Here is a 25,820-nt window from a genome sequence, read left to right as displayed (position 1 = left end):
GAACTGGCCCTTGAGGGAGGGGCACCATGTCAGGAGAACTCGAAACGGCGGCAGGTTTGGCCGTCGGGGGCCTAAGCGCTGGTCAGAAAGCAGATCTTTCTGGCCAGCCTTGCCGAAACTGTGGTGTGCTTGTTGAGCAACGCTATTGCGGCAATTGTGGACAACTCGCCGCAAGTTTTCATCGCCCGATCTGGTCTCTCATTGGGGAGACACTGGGTGATACGCTAGCGCTTGACGGCCGCCTCTCAAGAACCATGCCTTTGCTGTTGTTTCGCCCGGGGCGCTTAACGCAGCGTTACACTGCTGGTGCGCGTGCCCGGTATGTGCCGCCATTTCGGCTCTTCTTGCTCGCCAGTTTACTCTTCTTCTTCAGTGTATTTGCCTTCGTCGGGAATGCGGGGTGGATCGATAATCTGGCTTTGCCCTCATCAGAGGAACAAGAGGCCAATACCTCCGATGCCGATATGACGGCCGATCCGGCACAGCAGGGCGGTCTCGAGCAAATCTTTGATGGTAATGGCGATGTTGATCGGGTGGCTGCAAAAGAGGCGCTGGCAGATGGGGGAACCTTGCCCCCGGAAGCGGATGCTATTGCAGAGCAGGCTTTTGATATTGTCGATGACCCGCGCTTGTTTCTAGCGGGTCTGGAGAAGTGGGCGCCACGTCTGAGTTTACTCTTGGTGCCGATGACGATTCTCTCATTGGCGATTCTGCATTTCTGGCGCCGCAAGCTTTATATCTATGATCATGCGATCCATGCCCTGCATTTGCATTCATGGCTCTACATAACCGCAACGCTGTTTTTGCTTTTGTTGCCTTTGGGGGGTGGTTGGTTGGGGCTCGCCTATGGGGTCGCCATTCCTGTCTATGTGTGCCGCAGTCTCATGGTGACGGGCTCTACAGGGGTGTTGATGGCAAGCTGGCGGACCATTTCCTTGCTCTTCTCCTGGGTCGTTTTGGTCTTTATCGCGACCGTGATCGCAACGGTTTTAAGCGCAATCGAGATGTAATCGGCCGTTCGTGATTCATAAGAGTGAGACACTTTCGCCACACTCTTGTCACAAACTTGTCTTGGGCCGTCCCCGTAACATTGACCCACTTTATGATGCTGCAATAGCTAGGCACATCCCGGAATTTGGGGTCCGGGCGGGTGCGTTGTGCGCTCAGTATTTTAAATAATCGGAGGTTCCATAGTGAACGGGAAGACATTCAGAAATCGCCTTCTCGCTTCGTCTGTTTTTGCAGGCGCAGCGATGGCGGTCGTAGCAGCACCAGCTGTTGCACAAGAAGATGAGGCGGAAGCGGTACAGGAAACAGTGCTTGTTACTGGTTCACGTATTGCTAAGCAGGACTTTGTGTCCAACAGCCCGATCGCCACGGTCGATGCTGAAACATTTGAGCTGACAGGTTCAGTTAACACCGAAGATGTTCTGAACAGCCTTCCACAGGCTATTCCTGGTTTTGACCGTACGTCGAACAACCCAGGTGACGGTACAGCGACAGCCAACCTTCGTGGTCTAGGTTCAGCGCGTACGCTCGTTCTGGTTGATGGCCGCCGTATGGTTCCAGCCCGTTCAGACGGTGTTGTTGACCTGAACACTATCCCGCCAGCGATGATTGAGCGTGTTGAAGTTATCACCGGTGGTGCTTCAGCGGTTTACGGTTCTGATGCGATCGCAGGTGTTGTGAACTTCATCCTTAAAGATGACTTTGAGGGTTTCGAAGCAAACCTTGGTTATGAGTCAACTGTTGAGTATGGCGATGCCCAGTTCTGGTCTGCTGATTTCACAATCGGTGCGAACTTTGACAATGGCCGCGGTAACGTAACCACAAACTTCTCCTTCACAGATCGTGAAGACGTGTTTGCGTCTCAGCGTGACTTTGCTGCGATCATCCCAGGTGGTGGTGGTTCTTCTGGTGTTCCGGATGGTCACACATTTGACACTTTTGACTTCACAGCACTCGGTGTTTCGCCAGTTCTGAACCCAACTGACCCAGCAGGTATTTCTTGTGGCGTTGAAGGCACAAGCATCGTTGATACTGATGGTTCACTTGCAACCATGGATGATAATGGCAACCCACTGACACCGTTCACTTCTGGTGATGAGTTCTGTGGTGGCCAAGGTATCTTTGCTGGTCCAGATGGCTTCCGCCCATGGATTGACAGTGGTGCAAACTCTGACCGCTACAACTATGCGCCGGTTAACTACCTGCAGCTGCCACAAGAGCGCTTTGCGACAACAACAATCGCACGCTACGAAATTACCGATGACATGGAAGTCTACGGTCGTTTCACAGGCTCCTTTAACCAGGTTCCACAACAGCTCGCGCCAACACCAGCGTTTACATCGATCACAACTCAGGTTGATAACCCATTCCTGAGCGATCAAGCCAGAGCGGCTCTTGCCCAGCTTGATACCGATGGTGACGGTTCTGCGACTACCTTCATCGGTCGTCGTATGGAAGAAACAGGCGGTCGTATTTCTAACGATGACCGTTTCGCATTCCAGTTCCAGGTTGGTCTGCAAGGTCTGATCGCTGACCGTTATGACTACGATGTGTACTTCCAGAAGGGCCGTACGCAAAACAATAACGACCTTGAAGGCGATATCTCTCTTGATCGCTTCCTACAGGCTGTAAACGTTACTGCAGATGCAAACGGCAACGCGGTTTGTGTTGACACTTCTAATGGCTGTGCGCCTCTGAACCTCTTTGGTCAGGGCAATATCAGTGCTGAGGCTGCAAACTTCGTCCGTAACCGCATTAATGCGAAGTCTGAGTACAACCAGACTGTGTTCGGTGCGTCTCTGGCCGGGGACACATCTGGTCTGATCGAACTTCCAGGTGGTCCAATCGGTTGGGCCTTCGGTGGTGAGTATCGTGAAGAGACTTTCGACTTCCGTCCATCTGACGCGCTCGCTCAAGGTAATATCCTCGGCTTTAACGCTGCACCTCCAGTTTCTGGTGGCTTCGACGTCTATGATGTCTTTGCCGAATTCTACGCACCAATTCTGGCAGATGTTCCATTTGCTGAAATTCTTGCGGTTGAAGGTGCGATCCGGGTTTCTGACTACTCAACAGTTGGTCAGACTGAAGCCTATAAGGTTGGTGGTGAGTGGGCTCCTGTTGAAGGTCTACGTTTCCGTACGCTCTTCAACACTGCGGTTCGTGCACCAAACGTTGCAGAACTGTTCTCTCCACAGAGCAACGGCTTCCCGGGTGCTCAGGACCCATGTTCTACAACGAACCGTCCTGTTGCTAACGGCATCGCCACACTTTGTGCGGCAACCGGCGTTCCTGCGAACCTGATTGGTGATACACCAGAAGGCGACCCAGCAAACCCAGCGTTCTACCAACAGCGTAACTCACAAATTGAGTCTCTGTTTAACGGTGTGAACCCTGACCTGGCTCAGGAAGAAGCTGAAACCCTGACTGTTGGTGCAGTATGGGAACCATACTTCATTGATGGTCTGACAATTGCTGTAGACTACTACACAATTGAGATTGAGGACTACATCACTTCCTTCGGTGGTGGTGCACAAGGGGTTCTGGATCAGTGTTATGGTGCGGCGTTCAACCCGAGCCAGGATCCAAACAACCCATTCTGTATCGCTCTGAACCGTCAGTCTAACGGTGAAGCTCTACCGCTTCTGCCAAATGCGAACTCTGGTTTCCTTGAAACATCTGGTATCGACATCTCTGCCAATTATGGCTTCGATGTAGATGCTGTCCCAGGTGACTTCACAGTGACTTATGCCGCTCTGTTGCTGGATAAGTGGGACTTCCAAGCGTCTGCAGCGTCTGACGTCCAGGATTGTGCTGGCTTCTTCGGTAACTTCTGTGATGACCCAATCCCAGAGTACAAGCACAACGCAACATTCGGCTGGGCGAACGGCCCATTCCAAGCCCAGCTGCGTTGGGAGTATATCGGTGAAGCTGAAGACGATGGTGGCTCAGGCACAACCATTGATGCGACAAGCTACTTCAACATCAACGGTGCTTGGGACGTTAACGACAACCTCCGCATCAGCGGTGGTATCGATAACCTGCTGGACGAAGAGCCACAAATTCTTCCAGACAGCATTGCCGAGCAGGCGAATACATACCCAGGTACATACGACGTCTTTGGTCGTACAGCCTATGTCAGCGCGAAAGTCCGTTTCTAGGATTTTTACCTGATCGAAATCGAAATGGCGGACCCTCGGGTCCGCCATTTTTCTTTGTTTGACCCATGAACCTCAAGAGCGGGACTTGGTATGCGAAACCGCCCCATTCCAAAGCTGCAGGATGCCGATCAGGCTTATATCCGAAAGCTCTTGATCCATGAGGATCCTGAGTATCTGGTTTTCAATAAGCCTTCTGGTTTCCCGGTTCAGACGCGTGGCAATCGAGGCCGTAATCTCGATCATTTGCTGTGGGCTTTCGCGCGTTCGAATGGCAAGCGACCACGCCTGGTTCATCGCATCGACACGGGCACCTCTGGTCTTGTGATCGCGGCAAAAACACATCCTGTTGCTGTGTATCTCTCAAGCCAGTTTGCCGAGCGGCGCGTTAAGAAAACATATCTGGCGGTCGTCAGGTGCGCTAAGGGGTGCGATGAGAACGGGACAATTGATGCGCCATTGAAGTCGCGCGAGAAGCGTCCGCCTAAAGCGGAAGTGAGTGGGCAAGGGCGCCCTGCAATAACTCATTGGAAGCAGCTCGACCGAACTGATGGATATGCTCTGCTGGAGGTGAGGCCGGTTACAGGCCGGATGCACCAAATTCGCGCACACCTTGCGCATATAGGCACGCCGCTGCTTGGTGATAATCTCTATTGTGGTCCTGTCGCGCCGCGCCTCATGCTTCATGCTTTGCGACTAAACTTCATGGATACCCAAGGTGTATCCAGAGAGCATGAGGCATTACCAGGAGAGGACTTTAAGAGCCTCTGTGCGCACTACGGCCTTACCTATTTTGCGCCATAGTCTGAAATGCTGGTTGCGGTTCTGTGAAAGCGTAAGCGCGCGGCATAATCCAAAGGATTCTTGGGTTTAACCAATGCATCTGCCGGGGTGTCAGTCCAGTCAACCAAACGGGTCAGAAAGAACCGCATGGCCGCGCCAAGGCAAAGGCTTGGGAATGCGTTCTTCTCATCATCCTGCAGCGGACGAATGGATTCATAACCCGAAATGAGATTTGCGCCTTTTGAGAAATTGAATGCGCCATCCGCTTCGAACGCCCAGGCATTGAGGCAAATGGCCAGATCATAAGCAAGCGCATCGGTGCATGCGAAATAGAAGTCGATCGCACCGCTGAAGCTATCTCCGAGGAAGAAAGCATTGTCTGGGAACAGGTCGGCATGAACCGTGCCATTGGGCAGACTACTCCACAGCTCCTGTGCGTTGCTCAGGGTTTGCAAGTCTCGCGCAACAAAGGCGCTGAGACCGCTCTGCAAAGCGTCTGCTTCATTCTCGCGGCCTGCCCAGAGTTCGGGCCAGCTTTCCGGGCCAAGCGCATTGGGTCGCGTCATCGGGAAATCAGCGGCTGTCATATGCAGACGCGCAAGCCCCGCGCCCAGTTCCCAGCATTGCCGCGCATTGGGCATTCTGGGTGATAGTCCCGTCAGGAATGTCACGATAACCGCTGGCCGTCCGGCAAGTGTCCGTAGGCTTTCACCATCACGCGCCGCGACGGGGAGCGGACATGGAAAGTCGTTCGCTGCTAGATGCTGCTTCAGGGCGATGAAGTAGGGGAGGTCCGCTGGATCGGCCCGCTTTTCGAACAGGGTTAGGATAAAGCGCCCGGTCGTGGTTTCCAGGTAATAGTTCGAGTTCTCAACGCCTTCAGCGATGCCTTTGAACGCCGTAGCCTCGCCGATATCATATTCGGCGAGGAACTGGTTGAGGTCGTCATCTGTGACAGTGGTGTATACAGCCATAAACTAGGCGGTAGCCGGAGATGCCTCTTCGGTCCAGAGGTCACGTTGCATCGTGCGCCCCATTAACAGGAAGTGGAGTGCAGCCCAGAGCAGGAAGAGTGAACCGATGGAAACGCCAAGTCTGTTTCCAAAGGCGCGCGCGGGTTTACAATACTGTTCGTTTGTTGCCATGGCGGCTTCCAGCTCAGCGCCTTCAAGTGCATTCTCTGTTCCACGTCTGGTCGCGGATAGGGACTTCTCAACACGACCGCACTCAGATTGAGTTACAGGCGCATCAACGCTGGACAATTGATAGCGTGTGCCCTGATCAGAGAACCAGCCGATGGCTGGTGGACCGAGGCCGTAGCCAATCATATTGACGACGAAGAGCAGCAAAGCGGCTGCCGTGGCCCGCATGCGTGGCTCGACCAGTTTCTGTGTTACCGCAAACATAGGCGCAAGATAAGAATAGCGCAGGACGGCCGCGACAACGAGCACTGGAACCGCGAGCCATATGGCGACTGCACCAGAAGAGAAGCTTAGCGTATTATAGCCAAAGATCATCAAAGGCACACAAAGCGACATACCAAGTGCTGGGAGCCAGCTGTCCGAGTTTGGGTGGCGGTTGCGAACACGGTCCGCGATCAGTCCCGAGCCGAAGGTTCCGACCCCCGCAGCGACGCCAAGAACGCCGCCATAGATCAGGGCCGCTGTCATCAGGTCCAGCCCGTGTGCCCGCATCCAGAACGGAGCGATGAACTGGCCAATGCCGTAACCGGCAAACGATGCCATGGCACCACCCATAGAGACATGCCAGAAAGTTGGTTTGTTCAGCACAACACTGAAAACCTTGAACGGCGAAGGCATTTGTCGCGCTGCTGCGGCTGCTGCGCCCCCTGGATCAGAGAAGCCTCGAGGGGGTTCCTTCACGGTCATCTTGAAGATGATGGCCCCGATAATGCCGGGCAAACCCATCCAGATGAAGGCGTCGCGCCAATCCAGGCCGCCACGTGTTGCGATATAGGCGCCTCCAAGGGCAGCCAACATGGACCCGATCGGGATCCCCAAGGCAAAGATTCCCAGCGCTGAGGCGCGTTTCTCCGGAGGGAAATAGTCAGAGATCAGGGAGTGAGAGGGGGGTGAGCACCCGGCTTCACCAATCCCAACGCCGATGCGTGCAAGGGCAAATTGAGCTGTGTTCTGCGCCATGCCGCACAGCACGGTCATACCGCTCCATGCGGCCATAGCGATGGCAATGATTGTGGTTCGGTTCTTACGCTCTGCCAGCATCGCAAACGGAATGCCGAGTAAAGTGTAGAGTGTTGCAAATGCAAGCCCCGACAAGATGCCAATCATAAAGTCAGAGAGACCGAATGTTTCCCGGATTTGTTCGCCGAGAACGCCAATCAAAGTACGGTCAATGAAGTTGAATGTGTAAACAACAATCAGGGCAAACAGGACATAGGCGCGGTAGCCTTTGCTGCCATAGCCTTCAACGGTGTTTGAGGTGGACGCAGCTTGTGCTGCGTCTGCATGTGTATCGCTCAAAGGGTTTCCTCACTATGCTGCCTGCCTCATGCCCCAGTCTTATGCGGGGTCATGAGGGGCAGTCTTCTTGTTAAAATTACGCCAGAGCCTCCTCTTGCTTCTGGGATGTCTGATTAATGTAAAGATCGCGAACAAAAGTGCGGCCGGATAATAGGAAGAAGAGACCAGCAAACGCAAACAGGCTGGTTGCGGCAGCACAGGCCCATTTTACGCCATAACCCCTGGCATCGCGGCAAGCTTCAACCAGCTCAGCTGATAGATTTGGATCCGTCAGGCTACACTTGGCCGTGATCGCGCCAACAAGATCATTATTGGCAATGAACTGATTGGTCATATGATCGGCGATGAGGCCAAGGGCTGGCGGGCCGGCACCATAACCAATCAAGTTTACAACAAAGAGCAGGATAGCAATTGAGGTTGCGCGCACCCGCAGGCTCACAACGGCCTGCGCAATGTTATACTGCGCGCCGAGATAGAAGTATTGTAGCAGCCCGGCAATCATCAGACCAACAAGCATCACGGTTGGTGAGCCAACAAAGAAAGAGGCCCCATAGATCGGTGCGCAGAACAGGAAGGCGACGCCAGGAACCCAGGTCGCCGCCGTCTGTGAGCGGACACTGGCGCGTTGGGTCAGATAGCCGCCCAGAAAGGCACCAAATGTACCGGCAAGACCTACCGGTGCCATAAACATGATTGCGGTTTGTCCGGGTGTGTAGCCATGCGTAAAGACAACATGCTGGGGCTGCAGGGTAACCAGAGCATAGCCCGCGAATGCCGCCAGGGTCGCCCCGGTTGTCATCACCCAGAAGGTTGGCTTGCTAAGGATCTCGCTCATCGCCTCGCCGAACCCGGCTTTCTCAGGCTTTTCTGTACCGGGCGGATCAGAGTATCCGCGAGGCGGTTCCTTGATCGTTGCCAGAACGATAATGCCTACGACGATGCCGGGTGCCCCGACATAGATAAACGCTTCGCGCCAGGTGAAGATTTCGAGGATAAAGCCGCCAAAAAGCTGGGCCAGAACGCCGCCAGCCGTAACGCCCATAGCATAGATGCCAAGCGCGGTTGGGCGAGCGAGGGGCGTATAATAGTCACTGATGAGTGAGTTGGCGGGCGGCGTACAGCCAGCCTCACCGACACCGACCAGCATCCGTGCAAGCAGCAGCGTAATGAAGCCAACGGTGAAGCCACAAAGCACGGTGGCCAATGACCAAAGGATAACGCAAATGCCGATAATGCGGACGCGACTATACTTCTCTGACAGGTTCGCAATCGGGATACCCAGCAAGGTATAGAAGAGGGCGAAACCGATCCCTGAAAGCAGGCCAAACTGGAATTGCGAAAGCCCGAATTCATTGATGATTGGAACACTGACAACACTGATCAGAATGCGGTCAATGAAGTTGAACGTGTAAACAATGGTCAGCGTTACCAGCACATAAGTGCGATAGTTGAAGCTGCCATAGCTGTTACCGGTATTGATCGGCGCCGCGCCTGCGGTGTCGCTCATCTGGTGTCTCCCATGAATAAACGCGCCTGTCTGTCGACGCTGTAATCCAAACTACGGTAGCGCGACGCAGGTTCGGTGCAAGCCTTTTCGCGGCGGCAACCGATGCGATGCTAGCGAATAGCGATTGGGTTGATAATTGCCTGCACGGTTCCCTCCAGTCTTGGCACCCCAAGTGTGAAGAAGAACACCCCCTCGCCATCTTCTGCAAGCGCAGTTGTGTTCATGTTTTCAAGGATATAGACGCCATTCTTTGCAAGCAGGGTTAAGTGCACATCAAACGGGCGTGTTTCTTCTTCAAAGGGAATCACTTCGAGTGCCCAGGTGTCTGCGCCGACCGCAACAACACCTAGATCAGAGAGGTATTGGGCCCCCTCAACACCAAGACCTGGAATACCGGGTGCCAGCGCTTTCTGACCTTCTGTGGCTTTCATTTTTCCAGTGTGGAAAATGACAATGTCACCTTTCTCAATTGTCACATCTGCCCGCGAAGCGGCAGCATCAATCTCGGCACGGTTAAAGGCCGTACCGTCAGGCACCGGATCGGCAAAGCTTTTCGTCATGTCCAGCAGGATGCCGCGTGTGGCGATCGGGGGTAGGCCATGCGTACCAAACTGCGTGAGGCCTGCCGGGGTGACGAAGTCTTTGACGGGAACCCCGTTATAGTAGCGGTGGTCGATCCCCATATGACCGAGCCCATCAATCTGACTGCCAATACCGACCCAGACATCTACAATATCGTCATTGCCTGTCGCGCGATTGGCTCCAATAGGCGTGCCTGATCCATCGGAAAGCTGTAGCACGGTGACATCATACTCACGCGGACCGTATGCGGGCGTATCGCGGCCTGTAATCATTCCGAGACTGAAGGTTTTTCCGGTTTGAATCAGTTTTGCTGCCTCAGCGGTTTTTTCAGCTGAGAGATTGTTCATGGCCCCTAGGCGGTCCGCGCCACCATACTTGGAGGGATACCACCCACGGTCGGACGCGTCCTGAGTCACTTGTCCGTTTGCCATCGTGGCGACAAGACAGGCCGCAGCTATGGTTCCTATCGTTCTCAACATGATCTCTCCTCCAATGGTTTTCCAATAAGGTGATCAGAGTTCGGACGCTTGTCGAGAAGAAATCGATTACAGCTCCGGGTTTGCCAGAACAGATCGCTCTGCTTAGCGTTTGTGGATGGGAGAGGCTAAATCGATCCGGTATCCACGCCGAACCGTTCTGCGAACTGTCATGCGATGGCTGACAGGGCGCCTTATCAGCGTGTTGGGCGACCTTGAATTGGTCGGGCTTGAACATGTTCCGAAACAGGGACGAGTGATTCTTGCGGCCAATCATTTCAATTTCGTCGATGCCCCTTTGATGCTGTATGCCGCGCCGCGTATGCTTGAGTTCATCGGCGGCGCAAACATGGTGGATGCGCCAGCATGGGCGAAAATCCTGCCGAAGATGTGGGGGATTATCCCCGCTTATCGCGGCACATACTCGCGCTCGACCCTGCGAAAGTCGCTGGATGTTCTCGCGCAGGATGCGCCGCTTTGTATCTTCCCTGAAGGTGGCTCATGGGCTGAAACCGTGCGTCCGGCACGGCCGGGGACAGCCATGATCGCGCAAATGAGCGGCGCGCAAGTGGTTCCGGTTTCGATCATCGGGGCGTCAGCATTGCTTAAGAAGGGCCGCTCAAAGGTTCGGATCGTTTTCCACCCTCCACTTGATCCACCGGTCACCAGCTTGAAAGGGCCAGAACGTCGGCTTGTCCTGGACGAATTTGGCGACAAGCTGATGAGTGTGATTGCGTCGGCTTTACCAGAGCATCAGCAGGGCAAATTCTCTGCAGATGAGCAAATCCGCATGGATGCTCTCGCGGTCTCTGACTTCCCATTTGAACAGCCGCATATGCGCGGTATGTAGGGCATTAGATCAGGCCCTGGGTCTTGAAACTTGTAACGCCCTGTTTTGCGGCGATCAGATGATCGTGCACAACAATATCAAGCGGTGACAGGGCGTCGATAATCTCACGCGTCATATCAATGTCCGTGCGTGACGGGGTCGGGTCCCCGCTAGGATGATTATGCACAAGGATTAGAGCGGATGCATGAAGCTCTAATGCGCGCCGGGCAATCTCGCGGGGGTAGACGGGCGCATGATCGACCGTGCCTTGACCCATCAACTCATCACTCAGAAGCTGGTTTTTCTTGTCCAGAAAAAGCACGCGGAACTGCTCACGGGTTTCATGCTGTAACTGCGTACGGACATAAGCGAGCAGCGCGGCCCAGTTGGAGATGATGGGCAGGTTTTGTAACGTCTCGCGTGAAGCGCGCAGCCCAATCTCCTGCGTCGCTTTGAGGTAGGCGGCTGCGCTCTCACCAATACCTTTAACCTGTGTAAGCGCATCAGGATCGGCACTAAAGATTGCCGAGATTGAACCAAATCTCTGCAAGAGTGTTTTTGCGATGGGTTTGACATCCCGGCGTGGGATGAAAGCGAAGAGCAGCGTTTCCAGGAGCTCATAATCTTCGAGCGCGTCAGGACCGCGATTGAGCAGTTTTCCGCGCAGGCGGTCGCGGTGACCTTGCCAATGTGGAACCTGTTTCTGGGAATCAGTCATCTATACAAACATACCGCGTCGCGGATCAGAGACAAATCAGAATTGACCAGAATTCAAGTCCGCGTCAGGGTTCAGGTATGTCAGCACACGCAACAGCTCAATCCTCTCAGATGCGCCTTCACTTGCGGGGTGAATTGCTTGAACCCTTGCCGCAAGGGGCACTCTGGTGGTCTGATCAACGCATATTGATTGTTTCTGACCTGCATCTGGAAAAGGGCTCCAGCTATGCCGCGCGCGGGCAGATGTTGCCGCCCTACGATACCAGTGCAACGCTTGGGCTGGTTGAGCAGCTGGTTGCAGACTTCGCACCCGATTGTGTCATCAGTTTGGGGGATAGTTTCCATGATGGCAAAGCTGAGCGCCGCATGGATGAAGCCGACACTGAACGCGTTAGAAGTCTTACGCGGCGCACGGACTGGATCTGGGTGGAAGGGAACCATGATCCTGACCCACCAGCGCATTTGGGCGGACGCGCCGCTAAGGCCCTGCGAATCGCCGATCTGGTCTTTCGGCATGAACCAACGGGGGAAAGCGGCGAGATAGCGGGGCACCTTCATCCCTGCGCGCGCGTGATCAGTCGCGTGAGGTCATTGCGCAGGCGATGTTTCGTCACCGACGGAGAACGGCTCATTATGCCGGCTATGGGGGTGTTTACTGGCGGTCTGAACGTCTTGGATACTGCTTATGAGCCGTGTTTTCCGGAAGGAGGCATGATGGTGTTTGCGATGACACAGGATGCGGTCATTCCGATTTCAACCAAACGCCTGGTACCGGATGGCGCGCGCTCTGATCTTGGCAAGTGGCGGCTTTGAGTAAAAGCCTGTAAAGCCCTGTCACATTCACAAGCTAGGACAAGCTTGAGACTTAAAACTAAGAGGGGTCCCCATGGAAAACGAAGCAGCAGAAATAAGCCCGAGCACACAGGGTATGGATTGGACCAATCCGGCTGAAATCTGGGCTGCCTATAGTGATAGCATTATCGGGTTTGGGTTGAATGCCCTTGGGGCCCTGATTGTTCTGATCATTGGTCTGCGGGTTGCCAGTTGGCTCGGCAATCTGGTTAAGCGGACCGCCCTCAAGCAAGAAAGCATTGACAATACGCTCGGCAATTTCTTTGGCTCGATGGTGCGCTGGGCAATCACAGCAGCCGTGCTGATCGCAGCGTTACAGGTCTTTGGGGTTCAGGCCACCAGCCTCGTTGCTATTCTGGGTGCACTTACTTTGGCGATTGGTTTGTCGCTACAGGGCGCGCTCGGGAATATCGCGTCAGGCATCATGATCATGATTTTCCGCCCTTACAAATTGTCAGACTATGTTGAGCTGGCAGGCGTTGCAGGCACCGTGAAGGAGATCAACCTGTTCCAGACGGTTATGGCGACACCGGATAATGTACAGATCATGGTGCCAAACAGCCAAGCGATTGCTGGGGTGATCAAGAACTATTCCGGTTTCCCGACCCGCCGAGTCGATGTCACCTTCGGGATCGATTATAATGATGACATGGATAAAGCGATCAGCATTATTCACGGCATTGTCGAAGCGGATGACCGGATCATGTCTGACCCTGCGCCATTCATTAAAGTCGTGAACCTGAATGACAGCTCAGTCGATATTCAATCCCGGTCATGGGTCAAAGGCGCTGACTATTGGGATGTGAAGTTTGACATTACCAAGAAAGTCAAAGCTGCGTTCGATGAGCAGGGTATTTCCATTCCATACCCGCATACAATGATGATCCAGAAATCGAGCTAACACTTTGAGTGAAGCAGAACCATCCGCGCCAGCGCCACAGGAAGCCAAACCTGTGGCGCCCGAGCCTGTTCAGGTTGAAAAACCCAAACGGCAAAAGCGGCATATCCTGCTTCGCCTCTTTGGAATCAAACTGTGGGGCTGGGTCAAACTGATCCTTCTCTGCATTCTCGTTGGCTTCCTTGTCATGGCTGCCGAGTTCGATCCAGCATCACCCAATGTCGACATGACAGCCGCAATCGGGTCTTTCCTCTCGACATTGGGCGGGGCCTTGCGATGGGCCGTTACAAACTTCTGGAAGCCGGCCCTGGCTGGTGCAGGGATCGTCTTACCAATCTGGTTCCTGTGGCGGCTACTGACATTACCGTTCCGGAAGTAACGCCTTGGTTTCGCCACGCTGGCAGGGTTTAAATGTGAGCATGAAGAATCGCATTCTTGCTCTTGCCGCTCTTTCCGCTCTTTCCGCTTTTGCGACTGCGCCAGCCTTGGCCTGTAGCTGTATGTTACCCGAGTCCGCTGACCAGCAGATGCAAGGCGCTGATCTCGTCTTTGAAGGGCAGGTGATCAATGTCGCGCCGGAGAAGCTGAACCTGACATGGTGGCAACGTGTGCAGCGCGCGGTTTTGGGTCCGCCTGAGTTTGAGTATCGCCGTGATGTCACAACTTTTCAGGTCAGCCGTGAAATCAAGGGCAAGCCGGGTATGAATATCGCGATCGTGCATTTGCCGGGGCAGTACAGCGCGACGTGCGGCACAAGCTTCGCCCGCGATGAAACGCATGTCGTGATTGCCTATAAGGGCGCTGAGGACGGTTATTATACAACGTCATCCTGCTCGCGGGCCTTTTTCCCGAACGAGGCTTATCAACCTCCCAGCGAAGACTAACCCGACGCGACCGCTTTTCCTTTCTCCCATTCGGCATAGTCTCTTTGTCAGATAAAAAGACAGGGAGAGACGCTATGGATATGGCGCATATGATGTTCAAGGACGGTCTGATGAACGGGGAGCGTATCCTTGTCACGGGTGGTGGAACCGGGCTTGGCAAAGAGATGGCGGAAGGTTTTCTCAAGCTTGGAGCAGAAGTCCATATTTGCGGGCGACGCGGCGGCGTAGTCGAAGAGACTGCCAAGGAATTGATGGAAAAGCATGGCGGCAAGGTTGTCGGTCATGCTTGCGATATTCGCGTCGCTGAAGCGATCACTGAAATGAATGACAAGATCTGGAGCGAGCATGGGCCGCTGACAGGTCTTGTGAACAATGCGGCCGGAAACTTCATTTCACGCACCGAAGACCTCTCGATCCGTGGCTTTGATGCCATCGCGAATATCGTGTTCCGCGGTACGTTCTACATGACCCATGACATTGGCACGCGCTGGATCAAAGAGGGGCTGAAGGGCAATGTCATTTCCATCCTGACCACGTGGATCTGGAATGGTGGTCCATTCGTTGTGCCCTCTGCGATGTCCAAGTCAGCGGTCAACACGATGACGCAATCTCTCGCGGTGGAGTGGGGGCGTTACAACCTTCGCTTCAATGCAATTGCACCGGGCCCTTTCCCAACCGAAGGGATGACCAAGCGTCTCGCCCCCGATGCCGACAGTACAGAGGACATGGCCAGAGATGGGCGCAACCCGATGGGCCGGATCGGCAAGATGCATGAGCTGGTCAACCTGGCCGTCTTCCTGATGGGACCGGGCGCTGAATATGTGAATGGTCAGACCATCGCGATTGATGGTGCCGCCTATAATGCAACTGGCGGCAATTTCTCACAGCTGGCCCAATGGGGTGATGCGCAGTGGCAGGCCGCACGTGAGGCGATTGAAGCCACAAATGCCAAAGACAGGGCGAAACGGACCGTCTAAGACATCTCTTGAATCAGTTTGAAGGAAAATACTATGGCGGATCGATTTGATCTGACGGGCAAAGTTGCGCTCGTAACGGGGGCATCTTCCGGGCTTGGACGGCATTTTGCCAAGACTCTTGCAGCCGCTGGCGCAAAGGTTGTTTTGGCGGCGCGACGCGTTGATCGTCTTGAGGCGCTGGCCTCTGAAATTGAGACGAGTGGCGGGGAGGCCCTGCCTGTGGCGATGGATGTGACCAAGGCGGATACGATTGAAGCGGCCCTTGCCGCGACGATCGAGCGCTTTGGTGGTCCTGCGGATATTATCATCAACAATTCTGGCCTTAGCCGCGAAGACTTTTTTATCAGAATGGATGAAGACGATTTCGATCTGGTCATGGACACCAATGTCAAAGGGGTCTGGCTGGTTGCGCGGACCTTTGCTGGTGCGCTGGCGAAGGCGGGTAAGCCAGGCAGCATGATCAATATTGCCTCCGTCGCCGGGCTCCGTGTGGGTCAGACGATGGCGGCTTACTGCGCATCGAAAGCAGCATGTGATCACATGACCCGAGCGATGGCGCTTGAAATGGCGCGTTATGGTGTGCGCGTGAATGCGATTGCGCCGGGCTATTTCAAGACCGAAATCAACGACACCTTCCTTGATAGTGATGAAGGCGAGAAGATGCGCAAGCGTATCCCGATGCGCCGCTTTGGGCAGCATGAAGAGCTGTCTGGCCCGCTCTTGCTGCTCGCGTCTGAGGCGGGGGGGTTCATGACGGGATCAACCATCGTTGTTGATGGTGGCCACCAGTGGGCATCACTTTAGAAGCTTAGAAAGCGTCTTTGCTGAGCAGGACCCGCGGCACGGTGAGTGCGATGAGTTTGATATCAAACCACAAGCTCCATTGATTGACATATTCACTGCCGAGGGCCGCGCGGTCCTGAAAACTTAATGCATTGCGCCCGGAGACTTGCCAGAGGCCGGTCAGTCCTGGGCGTGCGCGCTCATACCCTTTGATATGCACACCATAGGCATCGCGCTGATTGAGCAAGATCGGGCGCTGACCGACGACAGACATATCTCCGATCAGAATATTGAGCAGCTGCGGGAGTTCATCCAGAGAGGAGCGTCGAAGGAAATCACCAGATCGCGTGATACGGGGATCCCGCTTCAGTTTCTGGAAAGTTTCCCATTCCGCACGGCTATCGACGCATTGTTCAAGCAGAGCATCCAACCGCGCCTCTGCGTCCGTGTGCATGGTTCGGAATTTAATCATGCCGAAGCGTTTGCCGTCTCGTCCCAGGCGCTGCTGGATAAAGAAGATGGGCCCACCCTCAAGTTTGATGATCAGAGCAATAATAAGGAAAACTGGAAGCAGGAAGATCAGCGCTGGCATAACCAGCGCAATATCCATGGCTCTCTTCACCGGTCCGTTAAGGCCGAGTAGCCGCGAGTCAGATTCATTATATCCTGTCGCTGGCTCTGCTGAAAAAGCAGTGCCAGCCTCAAAATTGAGGCTTTGTAGACCCATCAGCCGACCCCTTCATCGCTGTTAGTCATGGGCTTGGTAGGAAATTTCATTACGGAATTGCAACAAAAATTAGCTGTCCCTGAGAATTATTCATCTTTGAGGGGAGTTTTGGTGATGAACACACCGGAAATTCCCGTCTCTGGGGAATTTTGGGGCGTATGAAATCTGCTACCTGATTTTAGGACTTGCTTAGGCCTAATTTCCGATAGTGATCTTTCGACATTAGGAGAGCGATCATGGGTGAAGCGCTACGAAAGCCAGACAAGCAACCCTTAGAGGATGCCAGCGATGTCTCGAATGGTGAGGTCGCTGATTTGGACGCGGGTTCATTGGTGGTTCCTGTCACCTCGCCTGCAAAGGCCCTTCAGGACAAGTTGAATCGCCATTTCTCTGTGCGTCAGACCAAGTTCTCGGCGCAGTTTATCACATGGCTGGTCATCGGGGCCTGTGTAGGAACCTGGCTTGGCGGTATAGGTCTATACTCATCATTGTAGGGAATGCTGATCGGCAGTGCGTGACTGGTCATCTTAGGGTGTTCGGCGCTATCACGTCTTCAAAGTTAAGGAGACGTCGATGACGATTCGTAAGGCTGTACTGCCGGTTGCTGGTTTGGGGACACGGGTTTTGCCCGCTACGAAAGCGATTCCGAAAGAAATGCTGCCAGTCGTGGACCGGCCAGCGATCCAGTACGTGGTCGATGAAGCACTTGAGGCCGGAGTTGAGCACATCGTCTTTGTGACGGGCCGAAATAAAGGGGCCATCGAGGACTATTTTGACCGTGCCTATGAGCTGGAGGCAACGCTACAGCAAAAGCGCAAGGCTGGCGTTCTCGAAGATCTTGAGGCTCGCCTTCTCAAGCCCGGTGCTGCGAGCTTCGTGCGTCAGCAGGCGCCTTTGGGGCTTGGTCATGCAATCTGGTGTGCTCGTGACATTGTGGGCAACGAACCCTTTGCGATCCTGCTGCCAGACGTGATCGTGAAAGCGGAAAAATCCTGTCTTGCCCAAATGGTTGAGGCCTATGATCAAGTTGGCGGAAATGTGATTGCCGTTGATCAGGTGCCTGAGGATCGCGTATCGTCGTACGGTGTCATCGCGCCAAAGTCGCGAAATGACCGCTTAATCGAAATGTCTGGCATGGTGGAAAAACCACCCCGTGATGAAGCGCCATCTAACCTCAAGATTACCGGACGCTACATCTTGCAGCCTGAAATTTTTGGTCTGCTTGAGGATCAGGGCGCTGGGGCAGGGGGTGAAATCCAACTGACCGACGCTATGGCGCGCCTTATGGAGGCTCAGGCCTTCCACGCTTATGAGTTCGAGGGCAAGGACTATGATTGCGGATCCAAGGAGGGCTATTTTGAGGCTGTCCTTGCGCATGCGCTTGACCATGCTGAGATCGGGGCTGTCGCACGCGAGCTGGTCAACGCCGCAAAGTAATATATGTCATCTTGGCAGTATTTACTGACTTTCAATAAATCTGCGGCGGGTTTAGACCGGACGGACTGAGGAGTCGCGATGTTCTTTCTGGTTACAGGTGTTGCTGGTTTCATTGGCTCGCGGGTGGCTGCAAGCTTGTTGAAAGCTGGCCATCAAGTGCTTGGTATCGATAACCTCAATGATTATTACAGCCCAGCTCTAAAAGACGCGCGTTTGGCGCAATTGCAAGGCAATGCTGCTTTTACCTTTCGCAGAATGGATTTGGCCGATCACGATGCTCTTCTACAGCTTCCAGAACGCGACGATATTGATCGCGTAATCCATTTAGCGGCGCAGGCGGGCGTACGTTATTCGATCGAAAATCCATTTGCTTACGCCTCATCCAACCTGACCGGGCATTTGTCGGTTCTGGAGTTCTGCCGACATGCCGCGCGCCAGCCTCTTCTCGCTTATGCATCTTCAAGTTCGGTTTATGGCGACAATACGCAGGCCCCGTTTCGGGAAGACGCTGCAGTGGATAGTCCGGTCTCGCTCTATGCGGCGACCAAGCGCGCAGACGAACTCATGAGCCAGACTTATGCCAAACTGTACGGGTTACAGCAGATCGGTATGCGTTTTTTCACCGTCTACGGACCTTGGGGCCGACCCGATATGGCCTACTGGTCGTTTACCGAAAAAATCCTGAAAGGTGAAACCATTCGCGTATTCAATGGTGGCCAGATGAAACGCGATTTCACGTACATTGATGACGCCGTTTCAGGGGTTATGGCGATCGCTACCGAAACACCGCATTTTGAAAGCGGCAGGCGTCCTCATCACATCTATAATATCGGGCACAATGAACCGATTGCTTTGCTTGATTTTATTGCCACAATTGAGCGTGCGACAGGGCGTACAGCGCATAAGCAGATGGAGCCCATGCAGCCGGGCGACGTGACAGAAACCTGCGCAGATATCACCCGTATGCAAACAGATTATGGCTATGCACCCAAGGTTGCTCTGAGCGATGGCATCAGCCGGTTTGTCTCCTGGTTCCGTGAAGAGATGCTGGTTGAGTAGAGGGTTCAATGTCTGATTTGCCGCTGCCTACGCACACAGACATTCTTGCTGCATATGAACGAATTCGTGGACAGGTTGTTGAAACACCGATCCTGACCAATTCAGTTTTGAATGAGCGTGCAGGGGCAGATCTGTTTCTTAAGGCAGAATGTTTGCAGGAGACGGGAAGCTTTAAGCTGCGCGGGGCCATGAACCGGCTTTTGCAAATCCCGGAAGAAAATCGCGCTGCTGGCGTTGTTGCCTTCTCATCCGGTAATCATGCGCAAGGGATTGCCCGCGCTGCGAAGTATCTGTCGATGCCTGCCTTGATTGTTATGCCTGCTGATGCCCCCCAGGTGAAAGTCGATGGCGTTCTGGCTGATGGCGCAGAAATATACAGCTATGACCGCAATACCGAAGGCCGCGAAGAGATTGCTGCGACCATTGCAGGGGAGCGCGGTGCTGTTCTTGTCCCAAGCTTTGACGATGCAATGATCATTGCCGGACAGGGGACAAGCGGCGTCGAGTTTGCCCGCCAAGTAGACGGACTTGATCACCTGATGTGCTGTGCTGGTGGTGGAGGTTTGATCAGCGGCATTGCGCTGGCTTTTGAGGGGCTGTCACCAGAAACGCAGATATGGACCGCTGAACCTGAGCACCACAATGACTGGGCGCGGTCCTTGGCCACGGGGCACATTCAGCGCAATGCACCGGGAACGCATTCCATTTGTGATGCGATTCTGACACCGCAGCCGGGAGATCTGACCTGGGGGGTGGGACAGAGCCGTCTGAGTGGCGGTTTGGCTGTGAGTGATGATCAAATCCGCGAGGCGATGCGCCTTGCGTTTCGCCATTTGAAACTGGTTGTTGAACCGGGTGGCGCTGCAGCGCTCGCCGTCGCTTTATTTGCTCTGCCCGAAGCCATGAAAGGGCAGCGTGTTGGCGTTGTGCTGACTGGCGGGAATGTCGATGCAGACCTGTTCGCGCAAATCTTGAAAGGCTAGGCCTCTTTCATCAGGCGCGCCTTCTGGCGTTGCCAGTCGCGCTTGGCGGCTGTCTCGCGCTTATCCGCTTTTTTCTTACCTGTGCCGATCCCGATGAGGAGCTTTGCGAAGCCACGATCGTTGAAATAAAGCTTCAGAGGAATGATCGTGCGACCAGCGCGCTCCACCGCTTGCGAAAGCTTGGCGCGCTCACGTTTGGAAACAAGCAGTTTACGCTTGCGACGAGGGGCATGGTTGAAGCGGTTTGCACCTTCATAGGTCGGGATATCCGCATTGATCAGCCAAAGTTCACCTTCCTCAACGCTGGCATAGCTCTCTGCAATATTGGCTTTTCCGTTGCGTAGGGATTTCACCTCACTGCCAACCAGCATAATGCCAGCCTCCAGCGTATCCTCGACAGCATAGTCGAAGCGAGAGCGCCGATTCTCTGCAACGAGGCCGTCGCTGCGGCCTTTGGTTTGGGACTTCTTTGCCATGGCTTAAAGTTGGGCGGCCTCTAGCGCTTCGTCAATAATCGCCTGTGCGGCTTCATCAGACGCTGTAATCGGCAGGCGGACTTCAGCATCACACAGACCCATCTTGGCCAGGACGTATTTCGCCGGACCCGGTGAGGGTGTTTCAAACATCGCATTATGCAGACGGATCAGACGCGCTTCGATGGCTTGGGCCGCTTTAAGGTCACCGCGATTGAAAGCGTCATGCATATCTGCGCACTGGCGCGGGGCGACATTCGCAGTAACGGAGATACATCCAGCACCGCCCATGCCGCGATGGCCTAGGGCTGACATGTCATCGCCAGACAGTTGGTGGAATTGCTCGCCTTGTGTCAGCGCTGTGTGCAGGGAGACGCGGCCAAGGTCCCCTGTGGCATCCTTGATACCGATGACGTTTGGCAGTTTGGCGAGCTTCGCGACGGTTTCAGGTAACAGGTCGCAGGCTGTGCGGCTCGGTACATTATAGACAATCAGCGGCAGGGAGACAGAATCATTGATTGCGCGGAAGTGGGCCTCGAGACCGTCCTGATTGGGCTTATTGTAGTACGGACAGATGACCAGAGCGGCATCGGCGCCCACGCTTTTGGCATGGCTCACCAGTTCAATCGCTTCCCGGGTCGAGTTTGATCCTGCCCCAGCAATGACAGGCACACGGCCTTTAGCACTCTCTATACAGTTTTCGACGACCATACGGTGCTCGTCGTGGGATAGCGTGGCTGATTCGCCTGTTGTTCCACAGGGAACCAAAGCACTGGAGCCTTGCTCAATTTGCCAATCGATCAAATTCGCAAACGCTTCGCGATCTATGGCCCCATTCTTGAAAGGGGTAACAAGGGCAGGAATAGAACCATGAAACATTGGACAGAATGGCCTTCATATTGCGGTCGGACACAAATCGACAGACTTTGGTCACATCTGGCCTATAACCATGATTGAGGCTTTCGACAAAGGATAGAGATGCAACATATGCGTTTTGGTATTTCTGGACTGATTTTCGCTTTGGCTTTGACTACAGCAAACGGCGCGGCGAACGCCTTCATCGCCCCTGCGCCCAGTTTGAAACCAGATATCATCGCCGCTTCAGAAGTTGTAGCTACGTATGATGCGGCCTTGTTGCGCGATGGTCTTGAAGCTGTCGATGAGGGAAAGTGGTCAACTGTCCGGCGCATTGAGGGGCAAGTTCGCGATTCCACGGCCAAGGATATCCTGACCTGGTACTTGGCCCGCCGTGATACCACGATGTCATTTGACAGGATCGATCAGGCTTTGACACGTTTGTCGAGCTGGCCTGATATTAGCGATATCCGTGCCCGTGCTGAAGACGCTATTGATGACTCCGCCTTGAGTATGAGCGCGCGTGTGGCCTGGTTCCGCAGCCATGATGGGGCCAAGACGGGAGCCGGCCATTTGGCTTACGCTAAAGCGCTTGAGAGCCTTGGGCAAAACGAGCAAGCCATTATCGAAATACGCAAGGCTTGGCATGGGCGTACTCTGTCTTCGTCTGACATGCGGACCATCCTGAATAAATGGGGTGATCGCCTGTCTCAAGAAGATCACGAGAAGCGCGCCGATTTCCTGTTATGGGCCCGCCAGACGTCTTCCGCCACAGCGATGAAACCTTATTTGGGGCGCGATTGGCGGGCTTTGGTGGATGCACGCACGCGTTTGATCAGCCGTAGCCGCGGGGTAGAAAGCGCGATTGGCGCGGTTCCGACCAGCCTGCAAAATCACCCTGGTCTGGTCTTCGATCGGGCCTGGTGGCGGCGCAAGGCCCATATCAGTCAGGATCGGATTGCACCGCTTCTCCGTGAAATTGATGGTCAGCAGGTGCCTGCAGCCGGACAGGGCCGCCTCTGGGATGAGCGCAACATCGCGATGCGCACGGCGCTGAAGAATCAGGACTGGCTGCTGGCTTATGATTTGGCGTCACGGCACGGCATGACAGGTGGAACAGATTTCGCGGCGGCTGAGTTTAATGCGGGCTGGATTGCTTTGCGTCATCTTGGTGATGCGGCCAAAGGGCTCCAGCATTTTGAGAATCTAGAGAAAGGTGTCAGTACACCGATCAGTCTTTCCCGTGCACGCTATTGGCAGGGCCGGGCCAAGGAAGCTCTGGGCGATACCGTAGGCGCGCAGGCTGTTTATGCTTCAGCAGGCCAATATGATTTCACCTATTATGGCCAGCTCGCGGCTCAAAAGTCAGCAGAAGACACGATCTATCTGCCTAAAAGTTATAGTGTGACCGAGCAGGACCGTACGGCGTTCAATAGCCGCTCAACGGTTCGCGCGATGCGCCTGTTTGCTGAGAATGGTTGGGACGCAGCTTTCCGCAAGTTTGCTTATCATCTTGATGATCAGCTCACCCGCCCGCAGGATTTTGAGCTTCTGGCCGAATTTGGCCGTGAATATCATTATGCGGATATTGGCGTGCGTGGTGCCAAGGCAGGTCTTGCAAAAGGCGTCGTTGCCCCGGATGCGGCTTATCCTGTGGTCGAATATCCACTCCTAAAAGAGCCGCGTGTCGAGCGATCGCTCATGCTGGCTTTATCCCGTCAGGAAAGCGAGATGAATCCTGCCGCGATCAGCCATGCAAACGCGCGGGGTCTCATGCAGTTTATTCCGCGCACAGCCTCACTTGAGGCACGGCGACAAGGGCTACCATTCCGGACAAGCTGGCTGACCGACGACCCGGGCTATAACATGACGTTAGGCGGGGCCCATCTCGACACTTTGCTGGGGCAGTTCAATGGCAGCTATATCATGACGGCGGCGGCCTATAATGCCGGGGCCTCGCGCCCACAGCGCTGGATTGGCGAGTATGGTGATCCGCGCGCTGGCGAGATCGACCCGATTGACTGGGTTGAGTTCATTCCGTTCAGCGAGACCCGCAATTACGTGCAGCGCGTTCTGGAAAATACACAGGTTTACCGCCATCGCCTGAGTGGTCAGCCGGAAGAAATTCAGCTTCGTGAAGATCTCGAGCGCGGTAAGTTCAACGAGTAGTGCGCGGGCCCTTAAGAGGGTTCCTCAACCGTATCGTCGATGATCGGTCCGGCTTCCAAAGGCCCCGTATCAAGAAGATAAGCTGGCATTTGTCCGGCTGGACATTCAGCACTCATCACAGCGGCATTACCGATCGCAGGTGCACCAGCCTGAGTTCTGAGCAACCATGAGAAAAACAGCAAAACCCCGATACTGGCTAAAATGCCGATAATCATCCACTGACCAATGTCAGGAACATCGTCACCTTCTTCCTCATAGCCAGGGGCATGGGCAGTTACGACAGGTGCAGGTTTCAGTGCCGGGGCTGTTGGCGCCGCTACCGCTTCTGCACTTGTGCTGACTACAGCTTTCGGGGCAGGCGCCGGCTTAGGCTTGGGTTTGCCAACCAATGATAGCGGGTCAGTGGGATGTTTGGCTTTCCATGCGTCTTTGGCGTCCTTGTCACGCGTTTTGATTTCCATCCATTCGCGCAGGTCTTTGCGGCCATCGCGTTTGCCGAGATCATCAACCAGCTCATAGAGGCCTTTAACTGTTGTACGGGCAGTTAGCCCGGAAAGGGCGTAGCGATCATCGTCAGCAAACGGCTCATCTGGTACGGTCTTGTCCAAGCCAGCCTGGATCAGAACGCCTGGTTTAGAACGCGCATGATGGGCAATCGCATGGACCCAGTCGCTATCTTTGCTCTTCGTGTTGCAGGCTGCCTTTGACCATAAAACCAGAATGGACTGTGCATTATCGGCATCCCGATAATCCTTGGGTGTTGGCGTCGTATGCTCACGTTTCTTGTCATAACGGACTTTGAATTTCAGGGCGCGCAACTTTCGTACGATCAATTCGGCCTTTTCCTGATCTTTCAGTGCGCTCACCAAAAACACATCATACCGCATAGCAAACTCCTATTCGCGCCTTTCAGCTTAGCAAGACTCCTCTTGCTGGCCAGAGGATTTCAGGACAAGGCGCGAAAAGCGGGTGTTTCTTCCTTCAAAAAAGCGCTAAGCGGCGCTGTTTGTGAATGAAACGGAGCAAGTCATGGGCTTCCAGTGCGGGATTGTCGGTCTTCCTAATGTCGGAAAGTCGACGCTTTTTAATGCGTTGACGCAAACGGCGGCTGCGCAAGCCGCGAACTATCCCTTCTGTACGATTGAGCCGAATGTCGGTGAGGTTGCCGTGCCTGAGCCGCGTTTGAACGCATTAGCGGAGATCGCAGGCTCCAAGGAGATTATTCCGGCGCGTATGAACTTTGTAGATATTGCGGGTCTGGTTGAGGGTGCCTCAAAAGGAGAGGGCCTCGGCAACCAGTTCCTCGCCAATATCCGCGAGACCGATGCGGTTATTTATGTACTGCGCTGCTTTGAAGATGACGACATCACGCACGTCTCCGGGAAAGTGGATCCGATCGCTGATCTCGCTGTCGTCGAGACCGAGCTTATGCTGGCTGACCTTGAAAGCCTTGAGAAGCGTAAGGTGAACTGGGTCAAGAAAGCCAATTCCGGCGATAAGGAAGCCAAGGCACAGGTTGCGCTCATTGATAAGGCGCTTGCCGAGCTTGATGAGGGGCGTCCGGCCCGTCGCGCGGATGTCGATGATGAAGAACGCAAAGCCTGGAACATGCTGCAGCTTCTGACAGCCAAGCCTGTTCTCTATGTTGCCAATGTTGATGAGGGAAGTGCTGCTGAGGGCAATGAGCATTCACAGCGCGTCCTTGATTATGCTGCCGAGGAAGGCTCGCAAGCGGTCGTGATCTCAGCCCAGATCGAGGCGGAAATTTCACAGCTTGATGATGAGGAGCAGGCTGACTTCCTCGAAACACTGGGACTGGAAGAGCCGGGCCTGAATCGCCTCATCCATGCGGGCTATGATTTGCTGGGCCTGCAGACCTATTTCACCGCTGGTCCAAAAGAGTCGCGCGCCTGGACCATTCGCAAAGGCTATACCGCGCCACAGGCTGCGGGCGTCATTCATGGCGACTTTGAAAAAGGCTTCATCCGCGCTGAAACCATCGCCTTTGAGGACTATGTTGCCAGTGGCGGTGAGGCAGGTGCCAAAGAGGCAGGCAAGATGCGCGCGGAGGGTAAGGATTATGTCGTTCAGGACGGCGATGTCATGCTGTTCCGCTTCAATGTCTAAAACGGACTAAATCTCGACATAGTTCCGTATATGTTCTA

At 54.4% G+C, this 25,820-nt stretch carries 25 protein-coding genes; 16 read left to right on the top strand and 9 right to left on the bottom strand.

The features are described 5' to 3' along the window. The first annotated feature begins 26 nt into the window (after positions 1 to 26). From RYZ27_RS07370 to RYZ27_RS07360, 3 genes are all read left to right on the top strand, one after another. Complete coding sequence (locus tag RYZ27_RS07370; RefSeq protein ID WP_406678846.1) at positions 27 to 1,010, top strand: DUF3667 domain-containing protein; 984 nt, start codon at positions 27 to 29, stop codon at positions 1,008 to 1,010. A gap of 183 nt (positions 1,011 to 1,193) precedes the next feature. Continuing rightward, positions 1,194 to 4,166 (top strand): TonB-dependent receptor domain-containing protein, encoded by a 2,973-nt coding sequence (locus tag RYZ27_RS07365; protein ID WP_406678845.1) that lies wholly within the window; start codon positions 1,194 to 1,196, stop codon positions 4,164 to 4,166. 90 nt (positions 4,167 to 4,256) lie between these two features. Further along, positions 4,257 to 4,967 carry an RluA family pseudouridine synthase gene (locus RYZ27_RS07360; RefSeq protein ID WP_406678844.1) on the top strand — a complete coding sequence of 237 codons (711 nt, stop codon included), beginning with the start codon at positions 4,257 to 4,259 and terminating at the stop codon, positions 4,965 to 4,967. On the opposite strand, the gene thrB is transcribed toward RYZ27_RS07360, so the two are convergent. The 4 genes from thrB to RYZ27_RS07340 all read right to left on the bottom strand — a co-directional run bounded on the left by thrB (position 4,952) and on the right by RYZ27_RS07340 (position 10,015). Continuing rightward, the gene (thrB, locus tag RYZ27_RS07355; RefSeq protein ID WP_406678843.1) at positions 4,952 to 5,920 is read right to left on the bottom strand and encodes a homoserine kinase; all 969 of its coding nucleotides are present in this window, start codon (positions 5,918 to 5,920) and stop codon (positions 4,952 to 4,954) included. The genes RYZ27_RS07360 and thrB overlap by 16 nt on opposite strands. 3 nt (positions 5,921 to 5,923) lie before the next feature. Then, the gene (locus RYZ27_RS07350) at positions 5,924 to 7,447 is read right to left on the bottom strand and encodes a spinster family MFS transporter (RefSeq protein WP_406678842.1); all 1,524 of its coding nucleotides are present in this window, start codon (positions 7,445 to 7,447) and stop codon (positions 5,924 to 5,926) included. 76 nt (positions 7,448 to 7,523) lie between these two features. Then, positions 7,524 to 8,954, bottom strand: a complete 1,431-nt coding sequence (locus tag RYZ27_RS07345) for a spinster family MFS transporter (protein WP_406678841.1) — start codon at positions 8,952 to 8,954, stop codon at positions 7,524 to 7,526. Positions 8,955 to 9,064: 110 nt separating this feature from the next. Continuing rightward, a complete protein-coding gene (locus RYZ27_RS07340; RefSeq protein ID WP_406678840.1) occupies positions 9,065 to 10,015 on the bottom strand; it encodes a cyclase family protein in 951 nt (316 codons plus the stop codon). A 115-nt stretch (positions 10,016 to 10,130) separates the two neighbouring features. On the opposite strand from RYZ27_RS07340, the gene RYZ27_RS07335 reads away from it, so the two are divergent. Next, entirely contained in the window at positions 10,131 to 10,862 is a 732-nt protein-coding gene (locus RYZ27_RS07335; protein WP_406678839.1) for a lysophospholipid acyltransferase family protein, read from the top strand. A 4-nt stretch (positions 10,863 to 10,866) separates the two neighbouring features. Here the strand turns inward: RYZ27_RS07335 and radC are convergent, their stop codons facing one another. Further along, positions 10,867 to 11,559, bottom strand: coding sequence for a DNA repair protein RadC (gene radC / locus RYZ27_RS07330; RefSeq protein WP_406681745.1), 693 nt, complete (start codon positions 11,557 to 11,559; stop codon positions 10,867 to 10,869). Between the two features lie 77 nt (positions 11,560 to 11,636). Here radC and pdeM point away from each other — a divergent pair, with 77 nt between their 5' ends. From pdeM to RYZ27_RS07300, 6 genes are all read left to right on the top strand, one after another. Next, positions 11,637 to 12,371, top strand: coding sequence for a ligase-associated DNA damage response endonuclease PdeM (pdeM, locus tag RYZ27_RS07325; RefSeq protein WP_406681744.1), 735 nt, complete (start codon positions 11,637 to 11,639; stop codon positions 12,369 to 12,371). A gap of 115 nt (positions 12,372 to 12,486) precedes the next feature. After that, the gene (locus tag RYZ27_RS07320) at positions 12,487 to 13,311 is read left to right on the top strand and encodes a mechanosensitive ion channel family protein (protein ID WP_406681773.1); all 825 of its coding nucleotides are present in this window, start codon (positions 12,487 to 12,489) and stop codon (positions 13,309 to 13,311) included. A 4-nt stretch (positions 13,312 to 13,315) separates the two neighbouring features. After that, a complete protein-coding gene (locus tag RYZ27_RS07315) occupies positions 13,316 to 13,687 on the top strand; it encodes a hypothetical protein (RefSeq protein WP_406681743.1) in 372 nt (123 codons plus the stop codon). A gap of 40 nt (positions 13,688 to 13,727) precedes the next feature. Continuing rightward, a complete protein-coding gene (locus tag RYZ27_RS07310) occupies positions 13,728 to 14,192 on the top strand; it encodes a hypothetical protein (RefSeq protein WP_406681742.1) in 465 nt (154 codons plus the stop codon). A gap of 74 nt (positions 14,193 to 14,266) precedes the next feature. Beyond that, positions 14,267 to 15,169 (top strand): SDR family oxidoreductase, encoded by a 903-nt coding sequence (locus RYZ27_RS07305; protein WP_406681741.1) that lies wholly within the window; start codon positions 14,267 to 14,269, stop codon positions 15,167 to 15,169. Between the two features lie 33 nt (positions 15,170 to 15,202). Continuing rightward, entirely contained in the window at positions 15,203 to 15,973 is a 771-nt protein-coding gene (locus RYZ27_RS07300) for an SDR family NAD(P)-dependent oxidoreductase (RefSeq protein ID WP_406681740.1), read from the top strand. Between the two features lie 4 nt (positions 15,974 to 15,977). On the opposite strand, the gene RYZ27_RS07295 is transcribed toward RYZ27_RS07300, so the two are convergent. Continuing rightward, positions 15,978 to 16,679: a sugar transferase gene (locus RYZ27_RS07295; protein WP_406681739.1), complete on the bottom strand. Its 702-nt coding sequence runs from the start codon at positions 16,677 to 16,679 to the stop codon at positions 15,978 to 15,980. Positions 16,680 to 16,915: 236 nt separating this feature from the next. On the opposite strand from RYZ27_RS07295, the gene RYZ27_RS07290 reads away from it, so the two are divergent. From RYZ27_RS07290 to RYZ27_RS07275, 4 genes are all read left to right on the top strand, one after another. Further along, a complete protein-coding gene (locus tag RYZ27_RS07290; RefSeq protein WP_406681738.1) occupies positions 16,916 to 17,173 on the top strand; it encodes a hypothetical protein in 258 nt (85 codons plus the stop codon). A 79-nt stretch (positions 17,174 to 17,252) separates the two neighbouring features. Further along, positions 17,253 to 18,116: a UTP--glucose-1-phosphate uridylyltransferase GalU gene (galU, locus tag RYZ27_RS07285; protein WP_406681737.1), complete on the top strand. Its 864-nt coding sequence runs from the start codon at positions 17,253 to 17,255 to the stop codon at positions 18,114 to 18,116. Positions 18,117 to 18,194: 78 nt separating this feature from the next. After that, positions 18,195 to 19,175, top strand: a complete 981-nt coding sequence (locus RYZ27_RS07280; RefSeq protein WP_406681735.1) for an NAD-dependent epimerase/dehydratase family protein — start codon at positions 18,195 to 18,197, stop codon at positions 19,173 to 19,175. A gap of 8 nt (positions 19,176 to 19,183) precedes the next feature. Beyond that, complete coding sequence (locus RYZ27_RS07275) at positions 19,184 to 20,158, top strand: threonine/serine dehydratase (RefSeq protein ID WP_406681734.1); 975 nt, start codon at positions 19,184 to 19,186, stop codon at positions 20,156 to 20,158. Here the strand turns inward: RYZ27_RS07275 and smpB are convergent. Together smpB and dapA are read right to left on the bottom strand one after the other, a co-directional pair. Then, a complete protein-coding gene (smpB, locus tag RYZ27_RS07270) occupies positions 20,155 to 20,634 on the bottom strand; it encodes an SsrA-binding protein SmpB (protein ID WP_406681733.1) in 480 nt (159 codons plus the stop codon). The two genes, RYZ27_RS07275 and smpB, sit on opposite strands and share 4 nt — an antisense overlap. 3 nt (positions 20,635 to 20,637) lie before the next feature. Further along, positions 20,638 to 21,510 carry a 4-hydroxy-tetrahydrodipicolinate synthase gene (gene dapA, locus RYZ27_RS07265; protein WP_406681732.1) on the bottom strand — a complete coding sequence of 291 codons (873 nt, stop codon included), beginning with the start codon at positions 21,508 to 21,510 and terminating at the stop codon, positions 20,638 to 20,640. 108 nt (positions 21,511 to 21,618) lie between these two features. Here dapA and RYZ27_RS07260 point away from each other — a divergent pair, with 108 nt between their 5' ends. After that, entirely contained in the window at positions 21,619 to 23,655 is a 2,037-nt protein-coding gene (locus RYZ27_RS07260) for a lytic transglycosylase domain-containing protein (protein WP_406681730.1), read from the top strand. A gap of 11 nt (positions 23,656 to 23,666) precedes the next feature. Here the strand turns inward: RYZ27_RS07260 and RYZ27_RS07255 are convergent, their stop codons facing one another. Next, a complete protein-coding gene (locus RYZ27_RS07255) occupies positions 23,667 to 24,542 on the bottom strand; it encodes a hypothetical protein (RefSeq protein ID WP_406681729.1) in 876 nt (291 codons plus the stop codon). Between the two features lie 142 nt (positions 24,543 to 24,684). On the opposite strand from RYZ27_RS07255, the gene ychF reads away from it, so the two are divergent. Continuing rightward, on the top strand, positions 24,685 to 25,782 hold the full coding sequence (gene ychF / locus RYZ27_RS07250) for a redox-regulated ATPase YchF (protein ID WP_406681728.1): 1,098 nt from the start codon (positions 24,685 to 24,687) through the stop codon (positions 25,780 to 25,782). The last annotated feature ends 38 nt before the right edge of the window (positions 25,783 to 25,820 follow it).

The organism is Hyphomonas sp. FCG-A18 (assembly GCF_045287255.1).
Lineage (GTDB): Bacteria > Pseudomonadota > Alphaproteobacteria > Caulobacterales > Hyphomonadaceae > Henriciella.
Note: the sequence above shows the minus strand (reverse complement) of the source record. Positions and strands in the feature narration are given on the sequence as shown.